The sequence below is a fragment of the Pseudomonas sp. B20(2017) genome, assembly GCF_002113125.1.
In the GTDB taxonomy this organism is placed as follows: Bacteria; Pseudomonadota; Gammaproteobacteria; order Pseudomonadales; family Pseudomonadaceae; genus Aquipseudomonas.
On the sequence record NZ_NEJP01000004.1, the window covers coordinates 330,411 to 355,577 of the forward strand.

The following is a 25,167-nucleotide window of genomic DNA, read 5'->3' on the forward strand; positions in this document are numbered from 1 at the left end:
GGATTGGTATTCAATCTGTGGGAGCGAGCTTGCTCGCGAAAACGGTGCGTCAGGCGGCTGATATGTTGCTGATAGATCGCCTTCGCGAGCAAGCTCGCTCCCACAGGGATCGCACAATGGGCCGGGAGCCTAGCAGACGGTCGGTCTCAGTGACAGCTTGCGTGATCGGGATTGTCTGGTAGAATCCGCGGCCTAATTACGTGCGGTATTCAACAATCGTGTTGGATGGCGGCACGCCAGCTGAGGAAAACACCATGAAAGCCGATATCCACCCGAATTACCCAGAAGTTGCAGTAACTTGCAGCTGCGGCAACAAGTTCGAAACCCGTTCGACCTTCGGCAAAGCCCTGGCGATCGACGTTTGCAACGAGTGCCACCCGTTCTACACCGGTAAGCAGAAGACTCTGGACACCGGTGGTCGCGTTCAGAAGTTCGCCGACCGTTTCGGTGCTTTCGGCGCGAAAAAGGCCTAAGGCCCTTCATTCTGGAAAACCTCAGCGGCTTTTCCGGTCTGATGAAAAAGGCGTCCCTTGCGGGCGCCTTTTTTGTGTCCGCGATTTGGCTCTCCGCCGCCCAGGCCTTCTGCCCGGCGCCGTCCGGGCTGGACAGCGCGACGGTGCAGCGGGTGGTTGACGGCGACACCCTGCGCCTGAGCGACGGTCGCAATGTGCGGATGATCGGCCTCAATACGCCCGAGCTCGGCAAGCAGGGCCGCAGCGACGAGCCGTTTGCGGTGGCTGCGCGCAAGCGCCTTGAAGCTCTGGTCGCCGAGAGCGACGGACGGGTTGGCCTGCAACTCGGCGCCCAGTCCAAAGACCATTACGGCCGCACCCTTGCTCACGTTTTCAGTGCCAAGGGTGGGAATCTGGAAGCGCAGATGCTCGCTGATGGCCTCGGTTTCCAGGTCGCAGTGGCGCCAAATGTCGATCTGGTCGATTGTCAGCAAGCCGCCGAACGCCGCGCGCGACAGGCCGGGCTTGGCCTGTGGAAGCGCTCGCCTGTATTGAAAGCGGAGCAGATCGAGCGCTCGGGTTTCGCGCTGGTCAGCGGTCGTGTGAGCAAGGTTCAACGCAATCGCGGCGGAATCTGGATCGAGTTGCAGGACAAGCTTGTACTGCGCGTTGCACCCAATCTGCTGGATCGCTTCGACGGCGCCTCTCTACAGGCGTTGAAAGGCAAGCAGATCGAGGCCCGTGGCTGGGTGGTCGACCGTTCCCGGCGCGGCGGACTGAAATCAGGTCAGGCACGCTGGCTGTTGCCGCTTACCGATCCTTCGATGCTCCAGCCGTCCCGTTGAATAAAAAGTTGTAGACATTTTTTCTGTCGATTGTGAACAGTCTAGCCCTTGTGCGCCGTGGCTCTTGGCCCAAAGTCGTAGGGCAGGGCGCTTGACAGGGGTGACCGGGCAGTCTTGTGGGGACTTTGCGAGGCGCGTATCCTCGCTGACCAGTCTGTCCAACAGTAAAAAGCGGAATGCCAAAATGTCTGATCTGAAAACTGCCGCTCTCGAATATCATGCCAATCCTCGTCCAGGAAAGCTGAGTGTCGAGCTCACCAAGGCCACTGCTACCGCCCGCGACCTGTCGCTGGCCTACAGCCCCGGCGTAGCTGAACCAGTGCGCGAGATCGCCCGCGATCCTGAACTGGCCTACAAGTACACCGGCAAGGGCAACCTGGTTGCAGTCATTTCCGATGGCACCGCGATTCTGGGTCTGGGTAACCTCGGCCCACTGGCTTCCAAGCCAGTCATGGAAGGTAAAGGCGTGCTGTTCAAGCGCTTCGCCGGCATCGACGTCTTCGACATCGAAGTCGACTCCGAAAGCCCGCAAGCCTTCATCGACACCGTAAAACGCATTTCCATCACCTTCGGTGGCATCAACCTGGAAGACATCAAGGCGCCTGAGTGCTTTGAGATCGAACGCGCTCTGATCGAGCAGTGCGACATTCCGGTCTTCCACGATGACCAGCACGGCACCGCGATCGTGACCGCTGCGGGCATGATCAACGCCCTGGAAATCGCTGGCAAAACCCTGGCCGACGCCAAGATCGTCTGCCTGGGCGCTGGCGCAGCCGCCATCTCCTGCATGAAATTGCTGGTGAGCATGGGCGCCAAGGTCGAGAACATCTTCATGGTTGACCGTACTGGCGTGATCCACGCTGGCCGTGACGACCTGAACCAGTACAAGGCTGTGTTCGCTCACCCTACCGAGAAGCGCACCCTGGACGACGCCATCGAAGGCGCTGACGTATTCGTCGGCCTGTCGGGCCCGAACCTGCTGAGCGCCGAGCAACTCAAGCGCATGGCGGCCAACCCGATCGTCTTCGCCTGCTCCAACCCGGATCCGGAAATCTCCCCGGAACTGGCTCACGCCACCCGTAACGACGTGATCATGGCCACCGGCCGTTCGGACTACCCGAACCAGGTCAACAACGTACTGGGCTTCCCGTTCATCTTCCGTGGTGCCCTGGACGTTCGTGCCAAGCGCATCAACGAAGAAATGAAGATCGCTGCCGCCAACGCCCTGCGCGAACTGGCCAAGCTGCCTGTTCCGCAGGAAGTTTGCGACGCCTACGGCGGTATCTCCCTGGAATTCGGTCGCGAGTACATCATTCCGAAGCCAATGGACAAGCGCCTGATCACCGTGATCTCCGACGCCGTGGCCAAGGCCGCGATCGAGACCGGTGTGGCGACCCTGCCGTATCCGAAGAACTACCCGCTGAAAAGCGTGGATGACGTGTTCAACGGCTAAGTCGTTGTAACGCTTCAACCGAAGGCCCCGGCTCGTGAGAGTCGGGGCTTTTTATTGCCTGTTGATTTTGGGGTGATCTCAAGGGCCTCTTCGCGGGCAAGCCCGCTCCCACAGTAACCGGGTGTACGCTCCATTTGTGAACGCCAAAAAAAACTGTGGGAGCGGGCTTGCCCGCGAAGAGGCCGGCCCAGACAACACAAAATGAACAGGCAATAATAAAGCCCCGCACTTCTCACGAAGTCGGGGCTTTTTGGCGGATCAGGGTCAGAACAAATCGATCGGCGCCTGTTCATCCGCCGGCAGCGGACTGCCCGGCACGGTGCCATTGCCGATCTCGTTGACCGACGGTGGCGTGTCCTCAGCCTTGAACAGTTCGAAGTAGGCGCCCGGTGTGCTCGGCGATGCGGCACGACCGCTGACCGGGTCCACCCGCAGGCTGAGGATGCCTTCCGGCTCTGGCTGGACATGCGGCGGCTTGTCCTTGAGCGCTGCGCTCATGTAGTTCATCCAGATCGGCAGTGCAACGGTACCGCCGAACTCTCGGCGACCGAGGCTTTCCGGCTGGTCGAAACCGGTCCACACGGTGGTCACGTAATCGGCGTTGTAACCGGAGAACCACGCATCCTTGGATTCGTTGGTCGTGCCGGTCTTGCCGGCAATGTCGCTACGGCCCATAGCCAGTGCGCGACGGCCGGTGCCGAGCTTGATCACGTCCTGCAGCATGCTGTTGAGGATGTAGGTGGTACGGCCATCGACGATGCGCTCGGCGACTGCCGGTGCTTGCGGCACAGCGGCGCTGCCCGTCGCTTCACCCGGAACCGGCGCTGCATTGACAGTGAACGATTCAGTGGCCGGAGCTGCGATGCCATCGGTGGCTGCGCCGCCCTGCGGTACGGTCGGCGGGTTGGCGACGAACAGCGTGTCGCCATTGCGGCTTTCGATCTTGTCGATGATGTACGGGGTGATCTTGTAGCCGCCGTTGGCGAAGGTGCTCCAGCCGGTGGCGATTTCCATTGGCGTCAGGGTCGCGGTGCCCAGTGCCAGAGACAGGTTTGGCGGCAGGTCCTGTTTGTTGAAGCCGAAGCGGGTGATGTAGTCGATGGTCTTGCCTACGCCCATCGCTTGCAGCAGGCGGATCGAAACCAGGTTGCGCGACTTGTAGAGTGCTTCGCGCAGACGGATCGGGCCGAGGAAGGTGTTGGTGTCGTTCTTCGGACGCCAGACCTTGTCCAGGTACTCGTCGACAAAGACGATCGGCGCGTCGTTGACCAGACTGGCGGCGGTGTAGCCGTTATCCAGCGCGGCGCTGTAGACGAACGGCTTGAAGCTCGAGCCCGGCTGACGCTTGGCCTGCATCGCGCGGTTGTAGTTGCTCTGCTCGAAGGCGAAACCACCGACCAGCGAACGGATCGCGCCGTTCTGCGGATCCAGTGACACCAGCGCGCCTTGCGCCTGCGGAATCTGGCTGAACTTCAGCGAATTGTTCGGCTGGCGCTGCACGCGAATCAGGTCGCCGATCTGTGCCACATCCGACGGCTGACGCGGCGCGGCACCCATGCTGTTGGTATTGAGGAATGGGCGGGCCCATTTCATGGTGTCCCACGCCACATGCTCTTCGCCGGTGCGGGTCAGCACTTGCAGGCCGTTCTTGTCGACCTGAGTGACGATGGCCGGCTCGAGGCTGCTGATGGTGCGTTGCTTGGTCAGCTCGGTGGCCCAGGCTTCACGGGTCTTGCCCGGCAGGCGCGATTCGGGGCCACGGTAGCCGTGACGCTGGTCGTAGGTCATCAGGCCTTCGTGCAGCGCGGTGTTGGCCATTTCCTGGAGGTTGCTCGGCACCGTGGTGGTGACGCGGAAACCTTCGGTGTACGCGTCGCTACCATAGCGACCGACCATTTCCGCGCGGGCCATTTCGGCGATGTACGGCGCGTTCACTTCCGGGGTCGGCACGTGGTAGCTGGCGTTCAGCGGCTCGTTGATCGCGGCGGTGTAGTCGGCCTCGGTGATCTTGCCGAGCTTGTACATGCGGCCGAGGATCCAGTCGCGACGCTCCTTGCTGCGCGCCGGGTTGGCCAGCGGGTTGAAGCGCGACGGGGCTTTCGGCAGGCCGGCGATCATCGCCATCTGCGCCAGGCTGACTTCGCGGATCGACTTGCCGTAATACACCTGCGCCGCCGCCTCGATGCCGTAGGCGCGGTTGCCCAGATAGATCTTGTTCACGTACAGCTCAAGGATCTCGTCCTTGGTCAGCTGCCGCTCGATCTGCAGGGCCAGAAGGATTTCAGTGGTCTTGCGCGAGAAGCTGCGTTCGCTGGTCAGGAAGAAGTTCTTCGCCACCTGCATGGTGATGGTGCTGCCGCCGGACTGGATGTGCCCGCTCTTGACCAGTTGGGTCGCGGCGCGCATCAGGCTGCTCGGGTCGACGCCATAGTGATTGGCGAAGTTGTCGTCTTCAGCACTTAGTAACGCATTGATGAAATTGGGGGGAATGTCGGCGAAACGGATCGGTGTGCGGCGCATTTCGCCAAATTCTGCGATCAACTTGTTGTCGCTGCTGTACACCCGGAGCGGAATCTGCAACTGAATGCTTCTCAGCGCCTCCACAGATGGCAAACCCGGACTAAGGTAAAGAAACGCGCCGCTGAGACCTAAAAGCAGTCCGCAGAAAACGGCGACGATGGACCAACCGAAAAATTTCAGCAGACGAATCAAGGCTTTTGGACATCCAGGGCAAAGAATGAATTTGGCGACAGGGTTCCGGAAACACACAGAACGGACCGCGCTGGCAGTAAAAAGCGGAAAAAATCGCTGGGCATTATAAGCACTTTTCCGCCGAGGGCGTCATTTGCGCTTCTGTCAAGACGGGGCGAGGGAACGCAATGCGCATTACAGAGTCCGTAACTCACGGATAGTCATAGGGAATTGGTAGTGCTAGGACTCTTCAATAAAAAGGCCAATACGTTACTGGGGATCGACATCAGTTCCACTTCGGTGAAACTGCTGGAGCTGAGCCGTCAGGGGGAGCGCTACCGGGTCGAGGCGTATGCAGTCGAGCCGTTGCCGACGAATGCGGTGGTCGAAAAAAACATCGCCGAACTCGAGGGCGTTGGCCAGGCGTTGTCCCGGGTGCTGGTCAAGGCGCGCACCGGGTTGAAAACCGTTGCGGTGGCGGTGGCCGGGTCGGCGGTGATCACCAAGGTCATCGAAATGGACGCCGGGCTGTCCGATGATGAGCTGGAAAACCAGCTCAAGATCGAGGCCGATCAATACATTCCCTATCCGCTGGACGAGGTCGCCATCGACTTCGAAGTCCAGGGCGTTTCGCCGCGCAACCCCGAGCGGGTCAACGTGCTGCTCGCCGCTTGTCGCAAAGAAAACGTCGAAGTCCGGGAGGCCGCGCTCGCCCTTGCCGGGCTCACGGCGCGGGTTGTCGATGTCGAAGCTTATGCGCTGGAGCGTTCGTTCGGGCTGCTGGCTACTCATCTGGCGGCTTCACAGGAGCGCCTGACTGTCGCCGTGGTCGACATCGGCGCAACCATGACCACGCTCAGCGTTTTGCACAATGGCCGAATCATCTACACCCGTGAACAGCTCTTTGGCGGTCGTCAACTGACCGAGGAAATCCAGCGCCGCTATGGCCTGACCCTTGAGCAGGCGGGGCTCGCCAAGAAGCAGGGCGGCCTCCCGGACGATTACGTCAGCGAGGTGCTGCAACCGTTTCGCGAGGCGCTGGTGCAGCAGGTGTCGCGCTCCTTGCAGTTCTTTTTCGCCTCCGGCCAGTACAACGCCGTCGACCACATTCTGTTGGCCGGTGGTACGGCGTCGGTGCCCGGGCTCGACCGGCTGATCGAAGAACGCCTGAACACCCCGACTCAGGTGGCCAACCCGTTTTCCGACATGGCCTTGAGCAGCACGGTCAACGCCGGGGCCCTGGCGAGCGATGCGCCGGCCCTGATGATTGCCTGCGGGCTCGCGCTCAGGAGTTTCGACTGATGGCGCGGATCAACCTTTTACCCTGGCGCGAGGAGCGCCGCGAAGAGCGACGCAAACGCTTCCTGCTGGCCTTGACCGGCGTGGTGGTCGGTTCGGTGGGGGCGGTACTGATCGCGGACCAGATCATCAGCGGCGCCATTGCTCGGCAGGTTGCGCGCAATGACTACATCGGCAAGCAGATCGCCGTGGTCGACGAGAGGATCAAGCAGATCAGCGACCTCAAGGCCCATCGCCAGCAACTGGTAGAGCGCATGCGCATCATCCAGGACTTGCAGGGCAACCGGCAGATCAGCGGGCGGATCTTCGATCAGCTGGCGCGCACCTTGCCTGACGGGGTGTATTTCACCGACGTGAAAATGGTCGGCAAGACCCTGTCGATCAGCGGCGCGGCGGAGTCGAACAATCGGGTGTCCGACCTGATGCGCAACCTTGATGCCTCCGACTGGTTCGATGCGCCCAACCTCAATGAAGTGAAAGCCACCACCGCTGGCCAGGTGGATCAGGCCAACGTTTTCCAGCTGACCGTTCGCCAGACTCGACCCCGGATCGAGGAGGACGACCAATGAAGCCGTCCGAGTGGCTGGACAGCCTGCGCAATGTCGATTTCAACGACCTCGACACCAGCAACATCGGTTCCTGGCCGCCAGTGGTCAAAACCCTGGCCGGCGGGCTGTTGATGGTGCTGGTCCTGGCGCTTGGCTATAACTTTTTCATCAGTGACCTGGAGAACCAGCTCGAACTCAAACGTGAGGAGGAAATCACCCTCAAGGAGCAGTTCGCGAGCAAGGCGCGCATGGCGGCCAATCTGGAGCCGTACACCCAGCAGATGAAAGAGATGGAAAACTCGTTCGGTGTGTTGTTGCGGCAATTGCCCAGTGATACCGAAGTGCCGGGGTTGCTGGAAGACATCACGCGCACCGGGCTGGGCAGCGGTCTTGAATTCGAAGAGATCAAACTGCTGCCGGAGGTCACCCAGCAGTTTTACATCGAGCTGCCCATCCAGATCACCGTGACCGGTGCCTATCACGACCTTGCGACTTTCGTCAGTGGCGTAGCCGGGTTGCCTCGGATCGTCACTCTGCACGATTTCGAGTTGGCGCCAGCCAATCCCGAAGGCGGGCCGAAGCTGCGCATGAGTATTCTCGCCAAGACCTACCGCTACAACGACAAGGGGCTGCAAAAATGAGCCCTATCCGTTTTATCGCCTTGTCGGCATTGTTATTGATGCTCGGTGGCTGTGGTGACGGTGACTTCAGTGACCTCGACGCCTACATGAATGAAGTGCGCCTGCGTCCACCGGGCAAGATCGAGCCGACCCCAACCTTCCGCTCCTACCCGACGTTCACCTACAGCGCCGCCAACCTGCGCAGTCCGTTTTCGCGTCAGCTGCGGGTCGATCTGGCCGGACAGAAACATGGCTCGCGCGACGTGAAACCCGATCCCAACCGGGTCAAGCAATACCTCGAAGGTTTCAACATCGAGCAGTTCGAAATGGTCGGCACGATTGCCAACGCCTCCGGTTCCTTCGCTCTGCTGCGAGGCGCGGGCGGGGTCCATCGGCTCAAGGTCGGCGACTATCTGGGGCGCAACGACGGGCGCATCGTCGCCATCAGCGCTTCACAGGTCGAAGTGGTGGAGATCGTTCCCGATGGCCAGGGCGCCTGGCTTGAGCGGCCGCGCACCATTCCTTTGAAAGAGCATTCATAAGTGGAAGTCGAACAATGAACAGGATTTTCTCCACCCTCGGTTTCTCGCTATGGATAGCGCTGCTTTCGCCGATGGTACAGGCAGCCAATCTGAAGGCGCTGGACGTCGCGGCACTGCCGGGCGACCGGGTCGAGTTGAAGCTGTCGTTCGACGGCCCGCCTCCGCAGCCCAAGGGCTACACCACCGACTCGCCGGCACGGATCGCCCTCGATCTGCCGGGTGTTGCCAATCAGCTGGCGAGCAAGACTCGCGATCTGGGCAGTGGCAATGCCCGCACGGCCACGGTGGTCGAGGCCAATAACCGGACGCGGCTGATCATCAGCCTGACGCAACTGGCGCCGTACGACACCCGGGTCGAAGGCAATACGGTGTTTGTGGTGGTCGGGCAGGGCAGCAAAGCCGCTGCCCCGCGTACGGCCGCGCGTGCACCGCGCGCAGCACCTGTGGCCGCGCCAGTCCGCACGTTTACGCCGACTGCCAGAGCCATTCGTGGCGTGGATTTCGAGCGTGGTACGGCAGGTGAGGGCAATGTGGTCATCGACTTGTCCGACCCGGCTATCGCCCCGGACATTCAGGAGCACGACGGCAAGATCATCCTCAATTTCGCCCGTACCCAATTGCCAGAACCGCTGCGGGTGCGCCTCGACGTCAAGGATTTCGCAACCCCGGTGCAGTTCGTCAATGCCGGTGTCAGCGGTGATCGGGCGACGATCACCGTCGAACCCAGCGGTACGTTCGAGTATTCCACTTACCAGACCGACAACAAGCTGACCGTCAGCATCCGCCCATTGACCATCGATGACCTGCAAAAGCGCAACGCCGACCGCAACAGTTACAACGGCGAAAAGCTCTCGCTCAACTTTCAGGACATCGATGTGCGTTCGGTGCTGCAATTGATCGCCGATTTCACCAACCTCAATCTGGTGGCCAGCGATACGGTGCAGGGCGGCATTACCTTACGCCTGCAGAACGTGCCGTGGGATCAGGCGCTGGATCTGGTGCTCAAGACCAAAGGCCTGGACAAGCGCAAGGTCGGCAACGTGTTACTGGTGGCGCCGGCAGATGAGATTGCAGCGCGGGAACGGCAGGAACTGGAGTCGCAGAAACAGATCGCCGAACTGGCGCCGTTGCGCCGCGAGCTGCTGCAAGTCAATTACGCCAAGGCTGCGGACATCGCCAAGCTGTTCCAATCGGTCACCAGTGCCGAGGCCAAGGTCGACGAACGGGGTTCGATCACCGTCGATGAGCGGACCAACAACATCATTGCCTACCAGACCCAGGATCGCCTCGACGAGTTGCGTCGGATCGTGGCGCAGCTGGATATCCCGGTGCGTCAGGTGATGATCGAGGCGCGGATCGTCGAGGCCAACGTCGATTACGACAAGAGCCTGGGCGTGCGCTGGGGCGGTTCGATTCAGAACAAGGGCAACTGGAACACTTCCGGGGTCAGCAACGGTTCGTCGACCACCATTGGCACGCCGGGCAGCACCAGCACCAACTCGCCGTTCGTCGACATGGGCACGGTCAACAACACCTCCGGGATCGGCATCGCGTTCATCACCGACAACGTCTTGCTCGACCTTGAGCTGACCGCGATGGAGAAGACCGGCAACGGCGAAATCGTCTCGCAGCCCAAGGTCGTTACGTCCGACAAGGAAACCGCGAAGATCCTCAAGGGCACCGAGATTCCGTATCAGGAAGCCAGCTCCAGCGGTGCTACGTCGGTGTCCTTCAAGGAGGCGTCGCTGTCGCTGGAAGTGACGCCGCAGATCACCCCGGACAACCGCATCATCATGGAGGTGAAGGTCACCAAGGACGAACCGGACTACCTGAACAAAGTGCAGGATGTACCGCCGATCAAGAAGAACGAGGTCAATGCCAAGGTGCTGGTGAACGACGGCGAGACCATCGTGATCGGGGGCGTTTTCTCAAATACTCAAAGCAAGGTTGTAGATAAGGTGCCATTTCTTGGCGATGTGCCGTATCTTGGCCGCCTTTTCCGGCGTGATGTGGTTTCGGAGAAAAAATCCGAGCTGCTGGTATTTCTCACTCCGCGTATCATGAATAACCAGGCGATTGCTGTGAGTCGTTGATTCTGTGCGAAATTTGATTCTTGTAGGACCGATGGGGGCTGGAAAAAGCACCATCGGCCGATTACTGGCCAAAGAGCTGCGCCTGCCGTTCAAGGATTCCGACAAGGAAATTGAACTGCGTACGGGCGCCAATATCCCGTGGATCTTCGACAAGGAAGGCGAGCCCGGCTTTCGTGACCGTGAGCAGGCGATGATCGCCGAGCTGTGCGCGTTCGACGGCGTGGTGCTGGCGACCGGCGGCGGCGCAGTGATGCGCGATGCCAACCGCAAGGCCCTGCATGAGGGCGGGCGGGTGGTGTATCTGCACGCCTCCGTCGAGCAGCAGGTTGGCCGCACTTCTCGCGACCGCAACCGGCCGTTGCTGCGCACCGCCAACCCGGAGAAAACCTTGCGCGATCTGCTGGCGATCCGCGATCCGCTCTATCGGGAAATCGCCGATCTGGTGGTGGAAACCGACGAGCGGCCACCGCGCATGGTCGTGCTCGATATTCTCGACCGCCTGGTGCAGCTTCCGCCCCGTTAAAGCATCGCTCGAAATGCGCTATCCTCGGCGTCCTGTCACAGCCCGCCGAGGTTGTGGCGGATGGCGTGCGAGCGGCGTCATACCCGCTATAGGCCGCAGACAACCAATAATTCAGGGCAGGACGCCTGCTTCCATCTTCACTGTGGGGACACATGCAGACACTCAAGGTCGACCTAGGCGAGCGCAGCTACCCGATTCACATTGGCGAAGGATTACTGGACCAGCCTGAGCTGCTGGCCCCGCATATCCACGGGCGGCAAGTGGCAATCATCTCCAACGAGACCGTTGCGCCGCTCTATCTTGAACGTCTGACCCGCAGCCTGGCGCAGTTCTCGGTGGTTTCCGTGGTGCTGCCCGACGGCGAAGCCTTCAAGAACTGGGAAACCCTGCAACTGATCTTCGACGGCCTGCTGACTGCCCGTCATGATCGTCGCACCACGGTGATCGCCCTCGGTGGCGGTGTGATCGGCGACATGGCCGGTTTTGCAGCCGCCTGCTACCAGCGCGGCGTCGATTTCATCCAGATTCCTACCACGTTGCTGTCCCAGGTCGATTCGTCGGTGGGCGGCAAGACCGGTATCAATCATCCGCTGGGCAAGAACATGGTCGGCGCGTTCTATCAGCCGAACGTGGTGCTGATCGATACCGCGTCCCTGAAAACCCTGCCAGCGCGCGAGCTGTCGGCCGGCCTGGCGGAAGTCATCAAGTACGGCCTGATCTGCGACGAACCGTTTCTGACCTGGCTCGAAGACAACGTCGACGCCCTGCGTGCACTGGATCAAACGGCCCTGACCTATGCCATCGAGCGTTCCTGCGCTGCCAAGGCGGCGGTAGTCGGCGCCGACGAAAAAGAAACCGGCGTACGGGCCACCCTCAATCTCGGCCACACCTTTGGCCACGCCATCGAAACCCACATGGGCTATGGTGTCTGGTTGCATGGCGAAGCGGTCGCAGCTGGCACCGTGATGGCACTGGAAATGTCCGCGCGCCTCGGCTGGATCAGCGAGCAGGAGCGTGATCGCGGCATCCGCCTGTTCCAGCGTGCCGGTCTGCCGGTGATCCCGCCGGAAGAGATGACCGAAGCCGATTTTCTTGAACACATGGCAATTGACAAAAAAGTGATCGACGGTCGCTTGCGCCTGGTGCTGCTGCGCCGGATGGGCGAAGCGGTGGTGACCGACGATTATCCGAAAGAGGTTCTACAGGCCACGCTGGGAGCGGATTATCGCGCTCTGGCTCAGCTTAAAGGTTAATAAGATTCCGATGACTAGTTTGCATGCCGACGAGGCGTTCCTCGGCCATTTCCAGTTAAGTCACGACCCTTTCGCGCCGCGGGTGCCGGGCTTCAAATTCTTCCCGGCCCAGCGCAAGCCGGTGCTGGGTCAGCTGCACCATCTGGCGCGTTACAGCCAGTTGCTGCTGGTGGTCACCGGCCCGCAGGGCAGCGGCAAGACCCTGCTGCGTCAGGCGCTGGTGGCCAGCACCAACAAGCAATCGGTGCAGAGCGTCGTCGTTTCCGCCCGTGGCGCCGGCGATGCAGCCGGTGTGCTGCGCCAGATCGCCCAGGCGCTGGACGTGACCCAGGCCGAAGTCGGGGCGATCCTTGATCAGGTCGTGCAGCTCGCGCTGACCGGTCAAGAAGTCTATCTGCTGGTGGACGATGCCGAGCAGCTCGACGAGTCCGCGCTTGAAGCCCTGATGGCACTGGGCGCGGGTGCGCCGGAAGGCCGCCCGCACGTGTTCCTGTTCGGTGAGTCGTCGCTGATCGCGCAGCTCGAGGCCTTGCACCTCGAGGAAGAGCGCTTCCACGTCATCGAATTGCAGCCGTACACCGAAGAAGAAACCCGCGAGTATCTCGACCAGCGGCTCGAAGGCGCCGGCCGGGGTGTCGAACTTTTCACCGCGGATCAGATCTCTGATATTCACGAAAGCTCCGAGGGTTGGCCGGGCAACATCAACCAGGTCGCTCGCGATGCTCTGATCGAAGTCATGATTGCCAGCCGCTCTGCGGTCAAGCGTCCAAGTATGGGGTTCAACATGCCGAAGAAACACGTATTGGCGATTTCCGCCGTCGTTGTGGTCGCGGTCGCTGCCGCCTGGCTGATGCCGGGTCGCAACAAGGCACCGACCACCGGTGCACCGGCCAATGAGCAGGCACAGCTGCCATTGGGCCAGGGCACGCCGCAGGCGGGTGGCGCACCGTCCGTCGAATTCAACGGCAATACACAGCCGATGCCGCTGCCGCTGGTCGGCAACTCGCAACCGGTGATGCGCGGTCCGCTGGCTGAAGCGGCGGGTGGTATCACTGAAGGCGACGACGGCGTGCCGGTTGAAGGCTCCAGCAACACGCCACCGACCGTGACCACCACCGCGCCCCCGGCGGGCGTTCAGGCCGGCCCAGCGCCGACCCCGGTTCCGGTTCCAGTTCCGGCAGCGAAGCCGACCCCGGCGCCGACCCAGGTCGCTACCGCCAAGCCTGCGCCTGCTCCGGCAGCTCCAGCAGCGAAACCCGCTCCGGCACCTGCCAAGCCTGTTGCCGCCGCGAAACCTGCCGAGAAGCCGGTCACCGTCGCCAAGGCTGCCGGTGGCAGCTGGTACGCCGGTCAGCCGACCAGCAACTACGTGGTGCAGATCCTCGGCACCAGCTCCGAAGCGACCGCGCAAAACTTCGTCAAGGAGCAGGGCGGCGAGTACCGTTATTTCAAGAAAGTCCTCAACGGCAAGCCTCTCTACGTGATCACCTACGGCAACTTCGCCAATCGTGATGCAGCCGTTTCTGCCATCAAGGCCTTGCCAGCGAAGGTTCAGGCTGGTAAACCTTGGCCTCGCACTGTCGCCAGCGTCCAACAGGAACTGGCAACAACTCGCTGAAGATTCGGCGGCCTTACCCAGGCCGCCTCTCCAAGCACCTCAAAATTTCTACAAGTGCGCGCTTCCTTTCAGGTCGCGTGCCTTGTGGTGTCTGCGTCACAGTAGTCTTTGAGTCGTTGCGGTCAAAATTAAAAAAGTTTTGACTAGCACAGCAGATCGCTTTAAACCTTTCACAAATGCGACATGAATTTGCGACATTTCGTCGTCAAATTTGTGAGCCTCTGTGTCGCTGTGTACAATGACCACCCTTTTGCCCCCGCAAAGCCGGCGTACGTTCGGCGCGGCAAGCAAGTGGTTGAATTGAAAAGAAATTTGCCTCGACAAGAGGCAGCCTGGTGAGAAAGTGTCTATGAAAGCAGGTCTGTACCAACCAGATGAATTCAAGGATAACTGCGGTTTCGGCCTGATAGCCCATATGCAGGGCGAGCCCAGTCATACCCTTTTGCAAACGGCCATCGAGGCCCTGACCTGCATGACCCACCGCGGTGGGATTAATGCCGACGGCAAGACCGGTGACGGTTGCGGTCTGCTGATTCAAAAGCCCGACGCGTTCCTGCGTGCCATTGCCCAGGAAACCTTCAGCGTCGAGCTGCCCAAGCAATATGCCGTGGGCATGGTCTTCTTCAATCAGGATCCGGCCAAGGCCGAAGCCGCTCGCGAGAACATGAACCGCGAGATCCTGGCCGAAGGCCTCCAACTGATCGGCTGGCGCAAAGTACCGATCGACACCAGCGTCCTCGGCCGCCTGGCCCTTGAGCGCCTGCCGCAGATCGAGCAGGTGTACATCGGTGGCGAAGGCCTGAGCGATCAGGACATGGCGGTCAAGCTGTTCAGCGCCCGTCGTCGCTCGTCCGTGGCCAACGCCGCCGACACCGACCACTACATCTGCAGCTTTTCCCACAAGACCATCATCTATAAAGGCCTGATGATGCCGGCCGACCTGGCCGCGTTCTATCCGGACCTGGGTGACCAGCGCCTGCAAACCGCGATCTGCGTGTTCCACCAGCGCTTCTCCACCAACACCTTGCCGAAATGGCCGCTGGCCCAGCCATTCCGCTTCCTCGCCCACAACGGCGAGATCAACACCATCACCGGCAACCGCAACTGGGCCCAGGCCCGTCGCACCAAGTTCACCAACGATCTGATGGATCTGGAAGAACTCGGCCCGCTGGTCAACCGTGTCGGTTCCGACTCCTCGAGCATGGACAACATGCTCGAACTGATGGTCACCGGCGGCATCGACCTGTTCCGTGGCGTGCGGATGATCATTCCGCCAGCGTGGCAGAACGTCGAAACCATGGACCCGGATCTGCGTGCGTTCTACGAGTACAACTCGATGCACATGGAGCCGTGGGACGGCCCGGCCGGCGTGGTAATGACCGACGGTCGCTACGCGGTGTGCCTGCTCGACCGTAACGGTCTGCGCCCGGCGCGCTGGGTCACCACCAAGAACGGTTTCATCACCCTCGCGTCGGAAATCGGCGTGTGGGACTACAAGCCTGAAGACGTGATTGCCAAAGGCCGTGTCGGCCCGGGCCAGATCTTCGCCGTGGACACCGAAACCGGTCAGATCCTCGACACCGACGCGATCGACAACCGTCTCAAATCCCGTCATCCGTACAAGCAATGGCTGCGCAAGAATGCCCTGCGCATCCAGGCGACCATGGAAGACAACGACCACGGTTCGGCTTTCTACGACGTCGATCAGCTCAAGCAGTACATGAAGATGTATCAGGTCACGTTCGAAGAGCGCGATCAGGTACTGCGTCCGCTCGGCGAGCAAGGCTACGAAGCTGTCGGCTCGATGGGCGACGACACGCCGATGGCCGTGCTGTCCCAGCGCGTGCGTACGCCGTACGACTATTTCCGTCAGCAGTTCGCGCAGGTGACCAACCCGCCGATCGACCCGCTGCGTGAAGCGATCGTGATGTCGCTGGAAATCTGCCTCGGTGCCGAGCGCAATATTTTCCAGGAATCGCCGGAACACGCTTCGCGCGTGATCCTCAGCTCTCCGGTCATTTCCCCGGCCAAGTGGCGTTCGCTGATGAACCTCGACCGCCCGGGTTTCGAGCGGCAGATCATTGACCTCAACTACGACGAAAGCGTCGGCCTCGAAGCGGCGATCCGCAACGTCGCCGATCAGGCTGAAGAAGCCGTGCGTGCCGGTCGTACCCAGATCGTACTGAGCGACCGCCATATCGCTCCGGGCAAACTGCCGATCCACGCTTCGCTGGCCACCGGCGCGGTACACCACCGCCTGACCGAAAAAGGCCTGCGCTGCGACTCCAACATCCTGGTTGAAACCGCCACCGCACGGGATCCGCACCACTTTGCGGTGCTGATCGGCTTCGGCGCCTCGGCGGTCTATCCGTTCCTGGCCTACGAAGTGCTGGGCGACCTGATCCGTACCGGTGAAGTGCTGGGCGACCTCTACGAGGTGTTCAAGAACTACCGCAAAGGCATCACCAAAGGTCTGTTGAAGATCCTGTCGAAGATGGGCATCTCGACCATCGCATCCTATCGCGGTGCGCAGCTGTTTGAAGCCATCGGTCTGTCCGAGGAAGTTTGCGAGCTGAGCTTCCGTGGCGTGCCGAGCCGCATCAAGGGTGCGCGTTTCGTCGACATCGAAGCCGAGCAGAAAGCACTGGCCACCGAAGCCTGGAGTCCGCGCAAGCCGATCCAGCAGGGCGGTCTGCTGAAGTTCGTCCACGGTGGCGAATATCACGCGTACAACCCGGACGTGGTCAACACCCTGCAAGCCGCCGTGCAGCAGGGCGACTACGCCAAATTCAAGGAATACACCTCGCTGGTGGACAATCGTCCGGTGTCGATGATCCGCGACCTGTTCAAGGTCAAGACCCTCGACACGCCGCTGGACATCAGTGAAGTCGAGCCGCTGGAATCGGTGCTCAAGCGCTTCGACTCCGCGGGTATCTCGCTGGGCGCCCTGTCGCCGGAAGCTCACGAAGCCCTGGCCGAAGCCATGAACCGCCTCGGTGCGCGTTCCAACTCCGGCGAAGGCGGCGAAGACCCGGCGCGCTACGGCACCATCAAGAGCTCGAAAATCAAGCAGGTTGCGACCGGCCGTTTCGGGGTGACCCCGGAATACCTGGTCAACGCCGAAGTGCTGCAGATCAAGGTCGCCCAAGGCGCCAAGCCGGGCGAGGGCGGGCAACTGCCGGGCGGTAAAGTGAACGGGCTGATCGCCAAACTGCGTTACGCAGTGCCGGGCGTGACCCTGATTTCGCCACCGCCGCACCACGACATCTATTCGATCGAAGACTTGTCGCAGCTGATCTTCGACCTGAAACAGGTCAACCCGAAGGCACTGGTTTCGGTGAAGCTTGTGGCTGAAGCGGGCGTCGGCACCATCGCCGCCGGTGTGGCCAAGGCCTATGCGGACTTGATCACCATCTCCGGCTACGACGGCGGCACCGGTGCCTCGCCGCTGACTTCGATCAAATACGCCGGTGCGCCGTGGGAACTCGGCCTTGCCGAAACCCACCAGACCCTGCGCGGGAACGACCTGCGCGGCAAGGTCCGGGTCCAGACCGACGGCGGCCTGAAAACCGGTCTCGACGTGATCAAGGCAGCGATTCTCGGCGCCGAGAGCTTTGGCTTCGGCACCGCGCCGATGATCGCGCTGGGCTGCAAATACCTGCGTATCTGCCACCTGAACAACTGCGCCACCGGCGTCGCGACCCAGAACGAGAAGTTGCGCAAGGATCACTACATCGGCACCGTCGACATGGTGGTGAACTTCTTCACCTACGTCGCCGAAGAAACCCGTGAGTGGCTGGCCAAGCTGGGCGTGCGTTCCCTCGAGGAGCTGATCGGCCGTACCGATCTGCTGGAAGTCCTCGAAGGCCAGACCGCCAAGCAGCATCACCTGGATCTGACCCCGCTGCTGGGCAGCGATCACATCCCGGCGGACAAGCCTCAGTTCTGCGGCGTCGAGCGCAACCCGCCATTCGACCAGGGCCTGCTGGCCGAGAAAATGGTCGAGATGGCGACGTCGGCGATCAACGACCTCAGCGGCGCCGAGTTCGATCTGGATATCTGCAACTGCGACCGTTCGATCGGCGCACGGATCTCCGGCGAAATCGCGCGCAAGCATGGCAATCAGGGCATGGCGAAAGCGCCGATCACCTTTCGATTCAAGGGCACTGCAGGTCAGAGCTTCGGGGTGTGGAACGCCGGCGGTCTGAACATGTACCTGGAAGGCGACGCCAACGACTACGTCGGCAAAGGCATGACCGGTGGCAAGCTGACCATCGTGCCGCCGAAGGGCAGCGTTTATAAGACTCAAGAAAGCGCCATCATCGGCAACACCTGCCTGTACGGCGCCACGGGCGGCAAGCTGTTCGCCGCCGGCACCGCAGGCGAGCGTTTCGCCGTGCGCAACTCCGGTGCCCACACGGTCGTGGAAGGCACCGGCGATCACTGCTGTGAGTACATGACCGGTGGTTTTGTCTGCGTTCTGGGCAAGACCGGTTACAACTTCGGCTCCGGCATGACCGGCGGTTTCGCCTACGTGCTCGACCAGGACAACACCTTCGTTGACCGGGTCAACCACGAACTGGTGGAAATCCAGCGGATCAGCGGCGAGGCGATGGAAGCCTATCGCAGCCACCTGCAGAACGTGCTGAACGAGTACGTCGCGGAAACCGACAGCGAGTGGGGTCGTGAACTCGCCGAGAACCTCGATGACTACCTGCGTCGTTTCTGGCTGGTCAAGCCGAAGGCTGCCAACCTGAAGTCGTTGCTTTCCAGCACCCGTGCCAACCCGCAGTGATATGCGCCTGAAGAGTTTGATGAGGTTTTAACAATGGCTGAACGTCTGAATAACGACTTCCAGTTCATCGATGTCGGGCGCAAGGATCCGAAGAAGAAACTGTTGCGTCAACGCAAGAAAGAGTTCGTGGAAATCTACGAACCGTTCAAACCCCAGCAGTCGGCCGACCAGGCCCACCGCTGCCTGGGTTGCGGCAACCCTTACTGCGAATGGAAGTGCCCGGTGCACAACTTCATTCCCAACTGGCTGAAGCTGGTGGCCGAGGGCAACATCCTCCAGGCCGCCGAGCTGTCGCACCAGACCAACACCCTGCCGGAAGTCTGCGGCCGGGTGTGCCCGCAGGATCGTCTGTGCGAGGGTGCCTGCACCCTTAACGACGGTTTTGGCGCGGTGACCATCGGTTCGGTCGAGAAGTACATCACCGACACCGCGTTCGCCATGGGCTGGCGCCCGGACATGTCCAAGGTCAAGCCGACCGGCAAGCGTGTCGCGATCATCGGTGCAGGCCCGGCGGGCCTGGGTTGTGCCGACGTGCTGGTGCGCGGCGGCGTGACCCCGGTGGTGTTCGACAAGAACCCGGAAATCGGCGGTCTGCTGACCTTCGGCATCCCCGAGTTCAAGCTTGAGAAGACCGTGCTGAGCAATCGCCGCGAAGTTTTCACCGGCATGGGCATCGAGTTCCGCCTCAACACCGAGGTCGGCAAGGACGTGACCATGGAGCAACTGCTCGCCGAATACGATGCCGTGTTCATGGGCATGGGTACCTACACCTACATGAAGGGCGGTTTTGCCGGTGAAGATCTGCCAGGCGTGTATGACGCGCTGGACTTCCTGATTGCCAACGTCAACCGCAACCTGGGCTTTGAAAAGTCGCCGGAAGATTTCGTCGACATGAAAGGCAAGAAGGTCGTGGTGCTGGGCGGCGGCGACACGGCGATGGACTGCAACCGTACGTCGATCCGCCAGGGCGCCAAGTCGGTGACCTGCGCCTATCGTCGTGACGAAGCGAACATGCCCGGCTCGCGCAAAGAGGTGAAGAACGCCAAGGAAGAGGGCGTGAAATTCCTCTACAACCGTCAGCCGATCGCCATCGTTGGCGAGGACAAGGTCGAAGGCGTGAAAGTGGTCGAGACCCGTCTCGGCGAGCCGGACGCCCGTGGCCGTCGCAGCCCCGAACCGATCCCGGGCTCCGAAGAGATCATCCCGGCCGACGCCGTGGTCATCGCGTTCGGTTTCCGCCCGAGCCCGGCGCCGTGGTTCGAACAGTTCGAGATCCAGACCGACAGCCAGGGCCGCGTCGTTGCGCCCGAGCAAGGTCAGTACAAGCACCAGACCAGCAACCCGAAAATCTTCGCCGGTGGCGACATGGTGCGCGGTTCCGACCTGGTGGTGACGGCGATCTTCGAAGGCCGCAATGCGGCTGAAGGGATCCTGGATTACCTGGGCGTCTAACCCCGGATCCCGAGCCAAAAGCAATAACCCTGTGGGAGCGAGCTTGCTCGCGAAAGCGGCCTGTCAGTCAACTTCAATGTTGGATGTACAGGCCTATTCGCGAGCAAGCTCGCTCCCACAGTTGTTTCTCGCTGTTGCTGATGCCCCGTATTTATTGCGACAAATTGACCCGATAGACAAAAGGCTGACCTGCATCCGTGCCTTTTGCGTCGCGCTCTGAGAAAATGCCCGCACTTTTTTTCCGGATGCCGACATGACTGCCCTGAAGAACGACCGTTTCCTCCGCGCCCTGCTCAAGCAACCCGTAGACGTCACCCCTGTGTGGATGATGCGCCAGGCCGGCCGCTACCTGCCGGAATACCGCGCCAGTCGCGCCCAGGCCGGTGATTTCATGAGCCTGTGCATGAATCCGGAATTCGCCTGCGAAGTCACGCTGCAACCCCTCGACCGCTATCCGCAACTGGACGCGGCGATCCTGTTCTCCGACATCCTCACCATTCCCGATGCCATGGGCCAGGGCCTGTACTTCGAGACCGGTGAAGGTCCGCGCTTCAAGAAAGTCGTCAGCACCCTGGCCGACATCGAAGCCCTGCCGATCCCGGATCCGCACAAAGACCTCGGCTACGTGATGGACGCGGTCAGCACCATCCGCCGCGAACTGAACGGCCGCGTGCCGCTGATCGGTTTCTCCGGCAGCCCGTGGACCCTCGCCACCTACATGGTCGAAGGCGGCTCGTCGAAAGACTTCCGCAAGACCAAGGCGATGCTCTACGACAACCCGCAAGCCATGCACCTGCTGCTCGACAAGCTGGCGCAATCGGTGACGTCGTACCTGAACGGCCAGATCCAGGCAGGCGCCCAAGCGGTGCAGATCTTCGATACCTGGGGCGGCAACCTGTCGGCGGCGGCGTATCAGGAATTCTCCCTGGCCTACATGAAGAAAATCGTCAGCGGCCTGATCCGCGAGCACGACGGTCGCAAAGTACCGGTGATTCTGTTCACCAAGAACGGCGGCCTGTGGCTGGAAAGCATCGCCGACGCTGGCGCCGACGCATTGGGCCTGGACTGGACCTGCGACATCGGCAACGCCCGTGCCCGCGTCGGTGACAAGGTCGCGCTGCAAGGCAACATGGACCCGACCGTGCTCTACGCCAAACCTGAAGCGATCCGCACTGAAGTCGGGCGCATCCTCGCCAGCTACGGCAAGGGCAGCGGCCACGTGTTCAACCTCGGCCACGGCATCACGCCGGAAGTTGATCCTGAACATGCGGGCGCGTTCCTGCGAGCGGTGCACGAGTTGTCGGCGCAGTATCACGAGTGATCTTTGCCCCATAAAAAACGCCCGGCTTATGCCGGGCGTTTTTTATGGGCGTGAATCAGGCTTTGACGCCGCCCAGCGGCGGTAACTTCGCAAGCTTCAACGCCACCAACAGCGCCACCAGCAACAGCGCGCCGATGAACAAACCAATCCCGTTCCAGCCGCCAAGGTGCCAGAACACTCCGCCTGCCGTCCCGGCGATGCTCGACCCGGCGTAATAGCTGAACAGGTACAACGACGACGCCTGGCCCTTGGCCTTGAGCGCCCGGCGGCCGATCCAGCTGCTGGCCACCGAGTGGGCGCCGAAGAAGCCGAAGGTGAAGACCAGCATGCCGATGATCACCAGCGGCAGCGGTGTGAACATCGTCAGGGCGAGGCCGGCGAACATCAGGGCGATGATGGCCCACAGCACTTTGCGGCGGCCCAGTTTGTCGGCCAGCGAACCGATTTTTGCCGAGCTGTAGATGCCCGACAGGTACACCACCGACAACAGACCCACGAACACTTGATCCATGTGGTACGGCTCGGCCAGCAGGCGGTAACCGATGTAGTTGAACAGGGTGACAAACGCGCCCATCAGCACGAACGCCTCAAGGAACAGCAGCGGCAGGCCGGCATCGCGAAAGTGCATGGTGAAACCGTCGAGCAGGCTGCGCGGGTGCAGCGAGCGGGAGCGGAAGTTGCGCGACTCCGGCAGGATCTTCCAGAACACCGCCGCCGCGATCAGCGCCAGACCACCGATCACCATCATCGCCGTGTGCCAACTGACGAAGTCGATCAGCACACCGGTGATCAACCGCCCGCTCATGCCGCCAATCGCGTTGCCGCCGATGTACAAACCCATCGCCAGACCGATGTGCTGCGGATGGATTTCCTCGCTGAGATAAGTCATTGCGACCGCTGCCAGACCGCTCAATGACAGTCCTATCAGCGCGCGCATGATCAATACGCCGTGCCAGCTCGGCATCATTGAACTGGCGATGGTGCACAGCGCCGCGGCAAACAGCGCGGCAACCATCACCGGTTTGCGCCCGACCCGATCGGAAATCGGGCCAGTGATCAGCAGACCGAACGCCAGCATGCCGGTGGCCACCGACAGGATCAGGCTGCTCTGCGCCGCGTTGATCGAATATTCGTGGGACAGCAGCGGCATCATCGGCTGCACGCAGTACAGCAGGGCGAAGGTGGCGAAGCCGCCGCTGAACAGCGCAAGTACCGTGCGCATGAACGCGGGCGTGCCTTTCTCGATGTAGATCTCTTGCAGTTCGGTCAGCACATCGTCCGCCGCAGCGGGCGGGACTTCATGGGCCAGTGGAGCGACGGCGGTTTTCACATCAGACCTCGGAGGGTGCGGGCAGGCAGGCAATGAAAAAATCATATAGCTGGCTAATGTTTCTATCCAATATATTGTTCGACCTGTTTGATAGCTTTCACGACCTAATGGGGTGCCCATGGAATTGCGTCATCTGCGCTACTTCATTGCCGTTGCCGAAGAACTGCACTTCGGCCGTGCTGCACAGGTGCTGGGCATCTCCCAGCCACCGCTGAGCCAGCAGATCCAGGCGCTGGAACAGGAAGTCGGCGCGCGGCTTTTCGAGCGTACCAATCGTCGGGTCGAGCTCAGCGAGGCCGGGCGACTGTTTCTGGAAGAGGCGCGGCTTGTGCTGGCGCAAGTCGATAAAGCGGCCGACGTGGCCCGCCGTGCACAACTCGGCGAGCTGGGAGAGTTGAAGATCGGTTTCACCTCTTCGGCGCCGTTCAACTCGACCATTCCCCAGGCAATTTTTTCCTTCCGCCAGCGCTTCCCGGCTGTGCACCTGAACCTGCGCGAGATGAGCAGCACCATGGTGGCCGACGCGTTGGTGGACGAATCGATCGAGGTCGGCATCATGCGCCCGCTGGGCCTGCCGGATTCGCTGAGCGTAGTCGAACTGATGCGCGAGCCATTGGTCGCGGTGCTCAGCTCCAAACATCCGCTGGCACAGGGCTCTGAAGAGGGGCTGTTCCTCTCGGCGCTGGCCCTCGAACCGTTTGTGTTTTTTCCGCGCAGCTACGGCAGCGGTCTCTATTCGCAGTTGATCAGTCTGGCCCGTGACGCTGGGTTCAGCCCCCACTTCGCCCAGGAGGCCGGCGAAGCAATGACCATCATCGGTCTGGTGGCAGCCGGTTTGGGCGTTTCAGTGATGCCGGCGTCGTATCAGCGGATGCGCATCGACGGCGTGGGCTACCGACCACTGCTTGATCCCGAGGCCGTGACGGCGGTGTGGCTGGTGCAGCGCAAGGAACAGAAATCGCCGATGGCCAAGGCGTTTGTCGAACTGCTCACGCGCAAGGCCGAAGTCGGTTGATCAAGGCAGCCGTACCAGATCACCCTTCAACGCCACCCGCGTGACAAAGATGCCGGCCCGACATTCGTAAGTGTTCAAATCCTTGCGCACATGCTGGTCGTAGTAGCTGACGATGTTGGTTACCGCATTCGCCCCGACACGCTTGGCCTCGGCTTGCAGCGCAATCAGATTCGACTGCAACACCCACTCGCAGGAGTCGTGATCGCTCTTGTTGAGGCCGTTGGTCTTCAGATCGCTGACCACACCGCGTTGCAACATCCGCTGAGTCCCCTGAGGTCCATTGCCGATCAGGTAAAACTTCACACTGCCATCCAGCCGCCCGGCGCGAATCGCATCCGACACGACGGTTTCGAACGGCATGTACATCAGATTGGTGGCGTGGCTGGCGCTGGGCAGTAGGCCGAGAAGGGCAGCGGTGATCAGGGCTTTCGCTTGCATGGTTGTCTCCTTGACTGTGAGAGAACCGCGAGTACTTGACCGTTCGAGCTCGCCGTTCCGGCAGGCGAAGTGTGTCGGCCTGTTTGAGCGAGTGTAGTTGTGGTGAACAGGTTTGGTTGGCTCGACTCCGTACATTTCGAGTAACGGAACTGTCGTAGGGAATATGGCCGTTGTTGCGCAAAATCAGTTCTTTTTCAAACGAGTGTCATGGATGCCACTTCGATATCAGCCTAAGGAGGGCAGCGTTTTGATTTGCGATTTCAGGGGTTATGAAATCCCCGAGATGGTTAAAGTCAGACCTGTTGTTGTGATACGTAAACATCGAACCAACAGCTTGCTGGTAACAGTAGTGCCGTTGAGTACCACCGCCCCTGATTGCTTGCTTGGGCACCATCTTGAACTTGCAAGTCACCTTCAGGGAGCCACTCCGACCTGTTGGGCAAAGTGCGACATGATTGCCACGGTCAGCCTTTCGCGGCTTGATCGGATCAAAAGCCGGGATCGGCAAGGCAAACGCATCTACATGATCTCACATCTTGCAACAGACGAATTTCACGCCATCAAAACCGCAGTCAGACGGGCGTTGGGACTGTGATGGCAACGGAAGTGGCGCATCGAAGCCAAATGCCAGCCGTTGCTCGACAGGAGGTTTCAGGCAATACTGCCGGCGTTCCCGAAAGGGGCTTGTGAGACTCTGAGGATCCTGGGCAACCAGCCATCGCAGAGCCAGACAGGTGACAGGCGATGACAAGCCAACCTGTTCGTGAAAGGGCGCCGAAACAGACTGTGTGAAAACACACTGACAGGCCTTAGACCAAACGCCCCGACTTATTCGGGGCGTTTGTTTTTGTGCTGAAAAAGGCTCTTCAGCCCATCAGT

General features: G+C 61.0%; 19 protein-coding genes. 16 read left to right on the forward strand and 3 right to left on the reverse strand.

Annotated elements, in window-relative coordinates; genetic code table 11:
• The first annotated feature begins 254 nt into the window (after positions 1-254).
• The 3 genes from rpmE (at position 255) to CAF63_RS08500 (ending at position 2,750) form a co-directional block, all read left to right on the forward strand.
• A complete protein-coding gene (rpmE, locus tag CAF63_RS08490; protein WP_007952398.1) occupies positions 255-473 on the forward strand; it encodes a 50S ribosomal protein L31 in 219 nt (72 codons plus the stop codon).
• 41 nt (positions 474-514) lie between these two features.
• Positions 515-1,297, forward strand: a complete 783-nt coding sequence (locus CAF63_RS08495; protein ID WP_085683986.1) for a thermonuclease family protein — start codon at positions 515-517, stop codon at positions 1,295-1,297.
• Between the two features lie 184 nt (positions 1,298-1,481).
• Positions 1,482-2,750, forward strand: a complete 1,269-nt coding sequence (locus CAF63_RS08500) for a malic enzyme-like NAD(P)-binding protein (RefSeq protein WP_007952395.1) — start codon at positions 1,482-1,484, stop codon at positions 2,748-2,750.
• A gap of 264 nt (positions 2,751-3,014) precedes the next feature.
• Here the strand turns inward: CAF63_RS08500 and CAF63_RS08505 are convergent, their stop codons facing one another.
• Positions 3,015-5,459, reverse strand: coding sequence for a penicillin-binding protein 1A (locus tag CAF63_RS08505; protein WP_371807398.1), 2,445 nt, complete (start codon positions 5,457-5,459; stop codon positions 3,015-3,017).
• Positions 5,460-5,678: 219 nt separating this feature from the next.
• Here CAF63_RS08505 and CAF63_RS08510 point away from each other — a divergent pair, with 219 nt between their 5' ends.
• The 11 genes from CAF63_RS08510 (at position 5,679) to hemE (ending at position 21,505) form a co-directional block, all read left to right on the forward strand.
• Entirely contained in the window at positions 5,679-6,743 is a 1,065-nt protein-coding gene (locus CAF63_RS08510; RefSeq protein WP_085683984.1) for a pilus assembly protein PilM, read from the forward strand.
• Entirely contained in the window at positions 6,743-7,309 is a 567-nt protein-coding gene (locus tag CAF63_RS08515) for a PilN domain-containing protein (protein ID WP_085683983.1), read from the forward strand. Before CAF63_RS08510 ends, CAF63_RS08515 begins: the two co-directional genes overlap by 1 nt.
• The gene (pilO, locus tag CAF63_RS08520) at positions 7,306-7,929 is read left to right on the forward strand and encodes a type 4a pilus biogenesis protein PilO (protein ID WP_085683982.1); all 624 of its coding nucleotides are present in this window, start codon (positions 7,306-7,308) and stop codon (positions 7,927-7,929) included. The genes CAF63_RS08515 and pilO overlap by 4 nt, the downstream gene beginning before the upstream one ends.
• Positions 7,926-8,450: a pilus assembly protein PilP gene (locus tag CAF63_RS08525; RefSeq protein ID WP_085683981.1), complete on the forward strand. Its 525-nt coding sequence runs from the start codon at positions 7,926-7,928 to the stop codon at positions 8,448-8,450. The genes pilO and CAF63_RS08525 overlap by 4 nt, the downstream gene beginning before the upstream one ends.
• Before the next feature lie 14 nt (positions 8,451-8,464).
• Positions 8,465-10,543, forward strand: a complete 2,079-nt coding sequence (gene pilQ / locus CAF63_RS08530) for a type IV pilus secretin PilQ (protein ID WP_085683980.1) — start codon at positions 8,465-8,467, stop codon at positions 10,541-10,543.
• A 4-nt stretch (positions 10,544-10,547) separates the two neighbouring features.
• On the forward strand, positions 10,548-11,066 hold the full coding sequence (gene aroK / locus CAF63_RS08535; RefSeq protein ID WP_085683979.1) for a shikimate kinase AroK: 519 nt from the start codon (positions 10,548-10,550) through the stop codon (positions 11,064-11,066).
• A 152-nt stretch (positions 11,067-11,218) separates the two neighbouring features.
• Positions 11,219-12,319 (forward strand): 3-dehydroquinate synthase, encoded by a 1,101-nt coding sequence (aroB, locus tag CAF63_RS08540; protein WP_011332082.1) that lies wholly within the window; start codon positions 11,219-11,221, stop codon positions 12,317-12,319.
• A gap of 10 nt (positions 12,320-12,329) precedes the next feature.
• Positions 12,330-13,937 (forward strand): AAA family ATPase, encoded by a 1,608-nt coding sequence (locus CAF63_RS08545; RefSeq protein ID WP_085683978.1) that lies wholly within the window; start codon positions 12,330-12,332, stop codon positions 13,935-13,937.
• 349 nt (positions 13,938-14,286) lie between these two features.
• The gene (gene gltB / locus CAF63_RS08555; RefSeq protein WP_085683977.1) at positions 14,287-18,732 is read left to right on the forward strand and encodes a glutamate synthase large subunit; all 4,446 of its coding nucleotides are present in this window, start codon (positions 14,287-14,289) and stop codon (positions 18,730-18,732) included.
• A gap of 33 nt (positions 18,733-18,765) precedes the next feature.
• Positions 18,766-20,184 (forward strand): FAD-dependent oxidoreductase, encoded by a 1,419-nt coding sequence (locus CAF63_RS08560; RefSeq protein WP_007909438.1) that lies wholly within the window; start codon positions 18,766-18,768, stop codon positions 20,182-20,184.
• Between the two features lie 253 nt (positions 20,185-20,437).
• Entirely contained in the window at positions 20,438-21,505 is a 1,068-nt protein-coding gene (hemE, locus tag CAF63_RS08565; protein ID WP_007952372.1) for a uroporphyrinogen decarboxylase, read from the forward strand.
• Between the two features lie 55 nt (positions 21,506-21,560).
• Here the strand turns inward: hemE and CAF63_RS08570 are convergent, their stop codons facing one another.
• Positions 21,561-22,835 (reverse strand): MFS transporter, encoded by a 1,275-nt coding sequence (locus CAF63_RS08570; RefSeq protein ID WP_085683976.1) that lies wholly within the window; start codon positions 22,833-22,835, stop codon positions 21,561-21,563.
• Between the two features lie 118 nt (positions 22,836-22,953).
• Here CAF63_RS08570 and CAF63_RS08575 point away from each other — a divergent pair, with 118 nt between their 5' ends.
• Positions 22,954-23,850 (forward strand): LysR family transcriptional regulator, encoded by an 897-nt coding sequence (locus CAF63_RS08575; protein WP_085683975.1) that lies wholly within the window; start codon positions 22,954-22,956, stop codon positions 23,848-23,850.
• On the opposite strand, the gene CAF63_RS08580 is transcribed toward CAF63_RS08575, so the two are convergent.
• Positions 23,851-24,288: an excinuclease gene (locus CAF63_RS08580; protein WP_085683974.1), complete on the reverse strand. Its 438-nt coding sequence runs from the start codon at positions 24,286-24,288 to the stop codon at positions 23,851-23,853.
• Positions 24,289-24,499: 211 nt separating this feature from the next.
• Here CAF63_RS08580 and CAF63_RS08585 point away from each other — a divergent pair, with 211 nt between their 5' ends.
• Positions 24,500-24,883, forward strand: coding sequence for a type II toxin-antitoxin system PemK/MazF family toxin (locus tag CAF63_RS08585; RefSeq protein ID WP_085683973.1), 384 nt, complete (start codon positions 24,500-24,502; stop codon positions 24,881-24,883).
• Positions 24,884-25,167 lie beyond the last annotated feature (284 nt).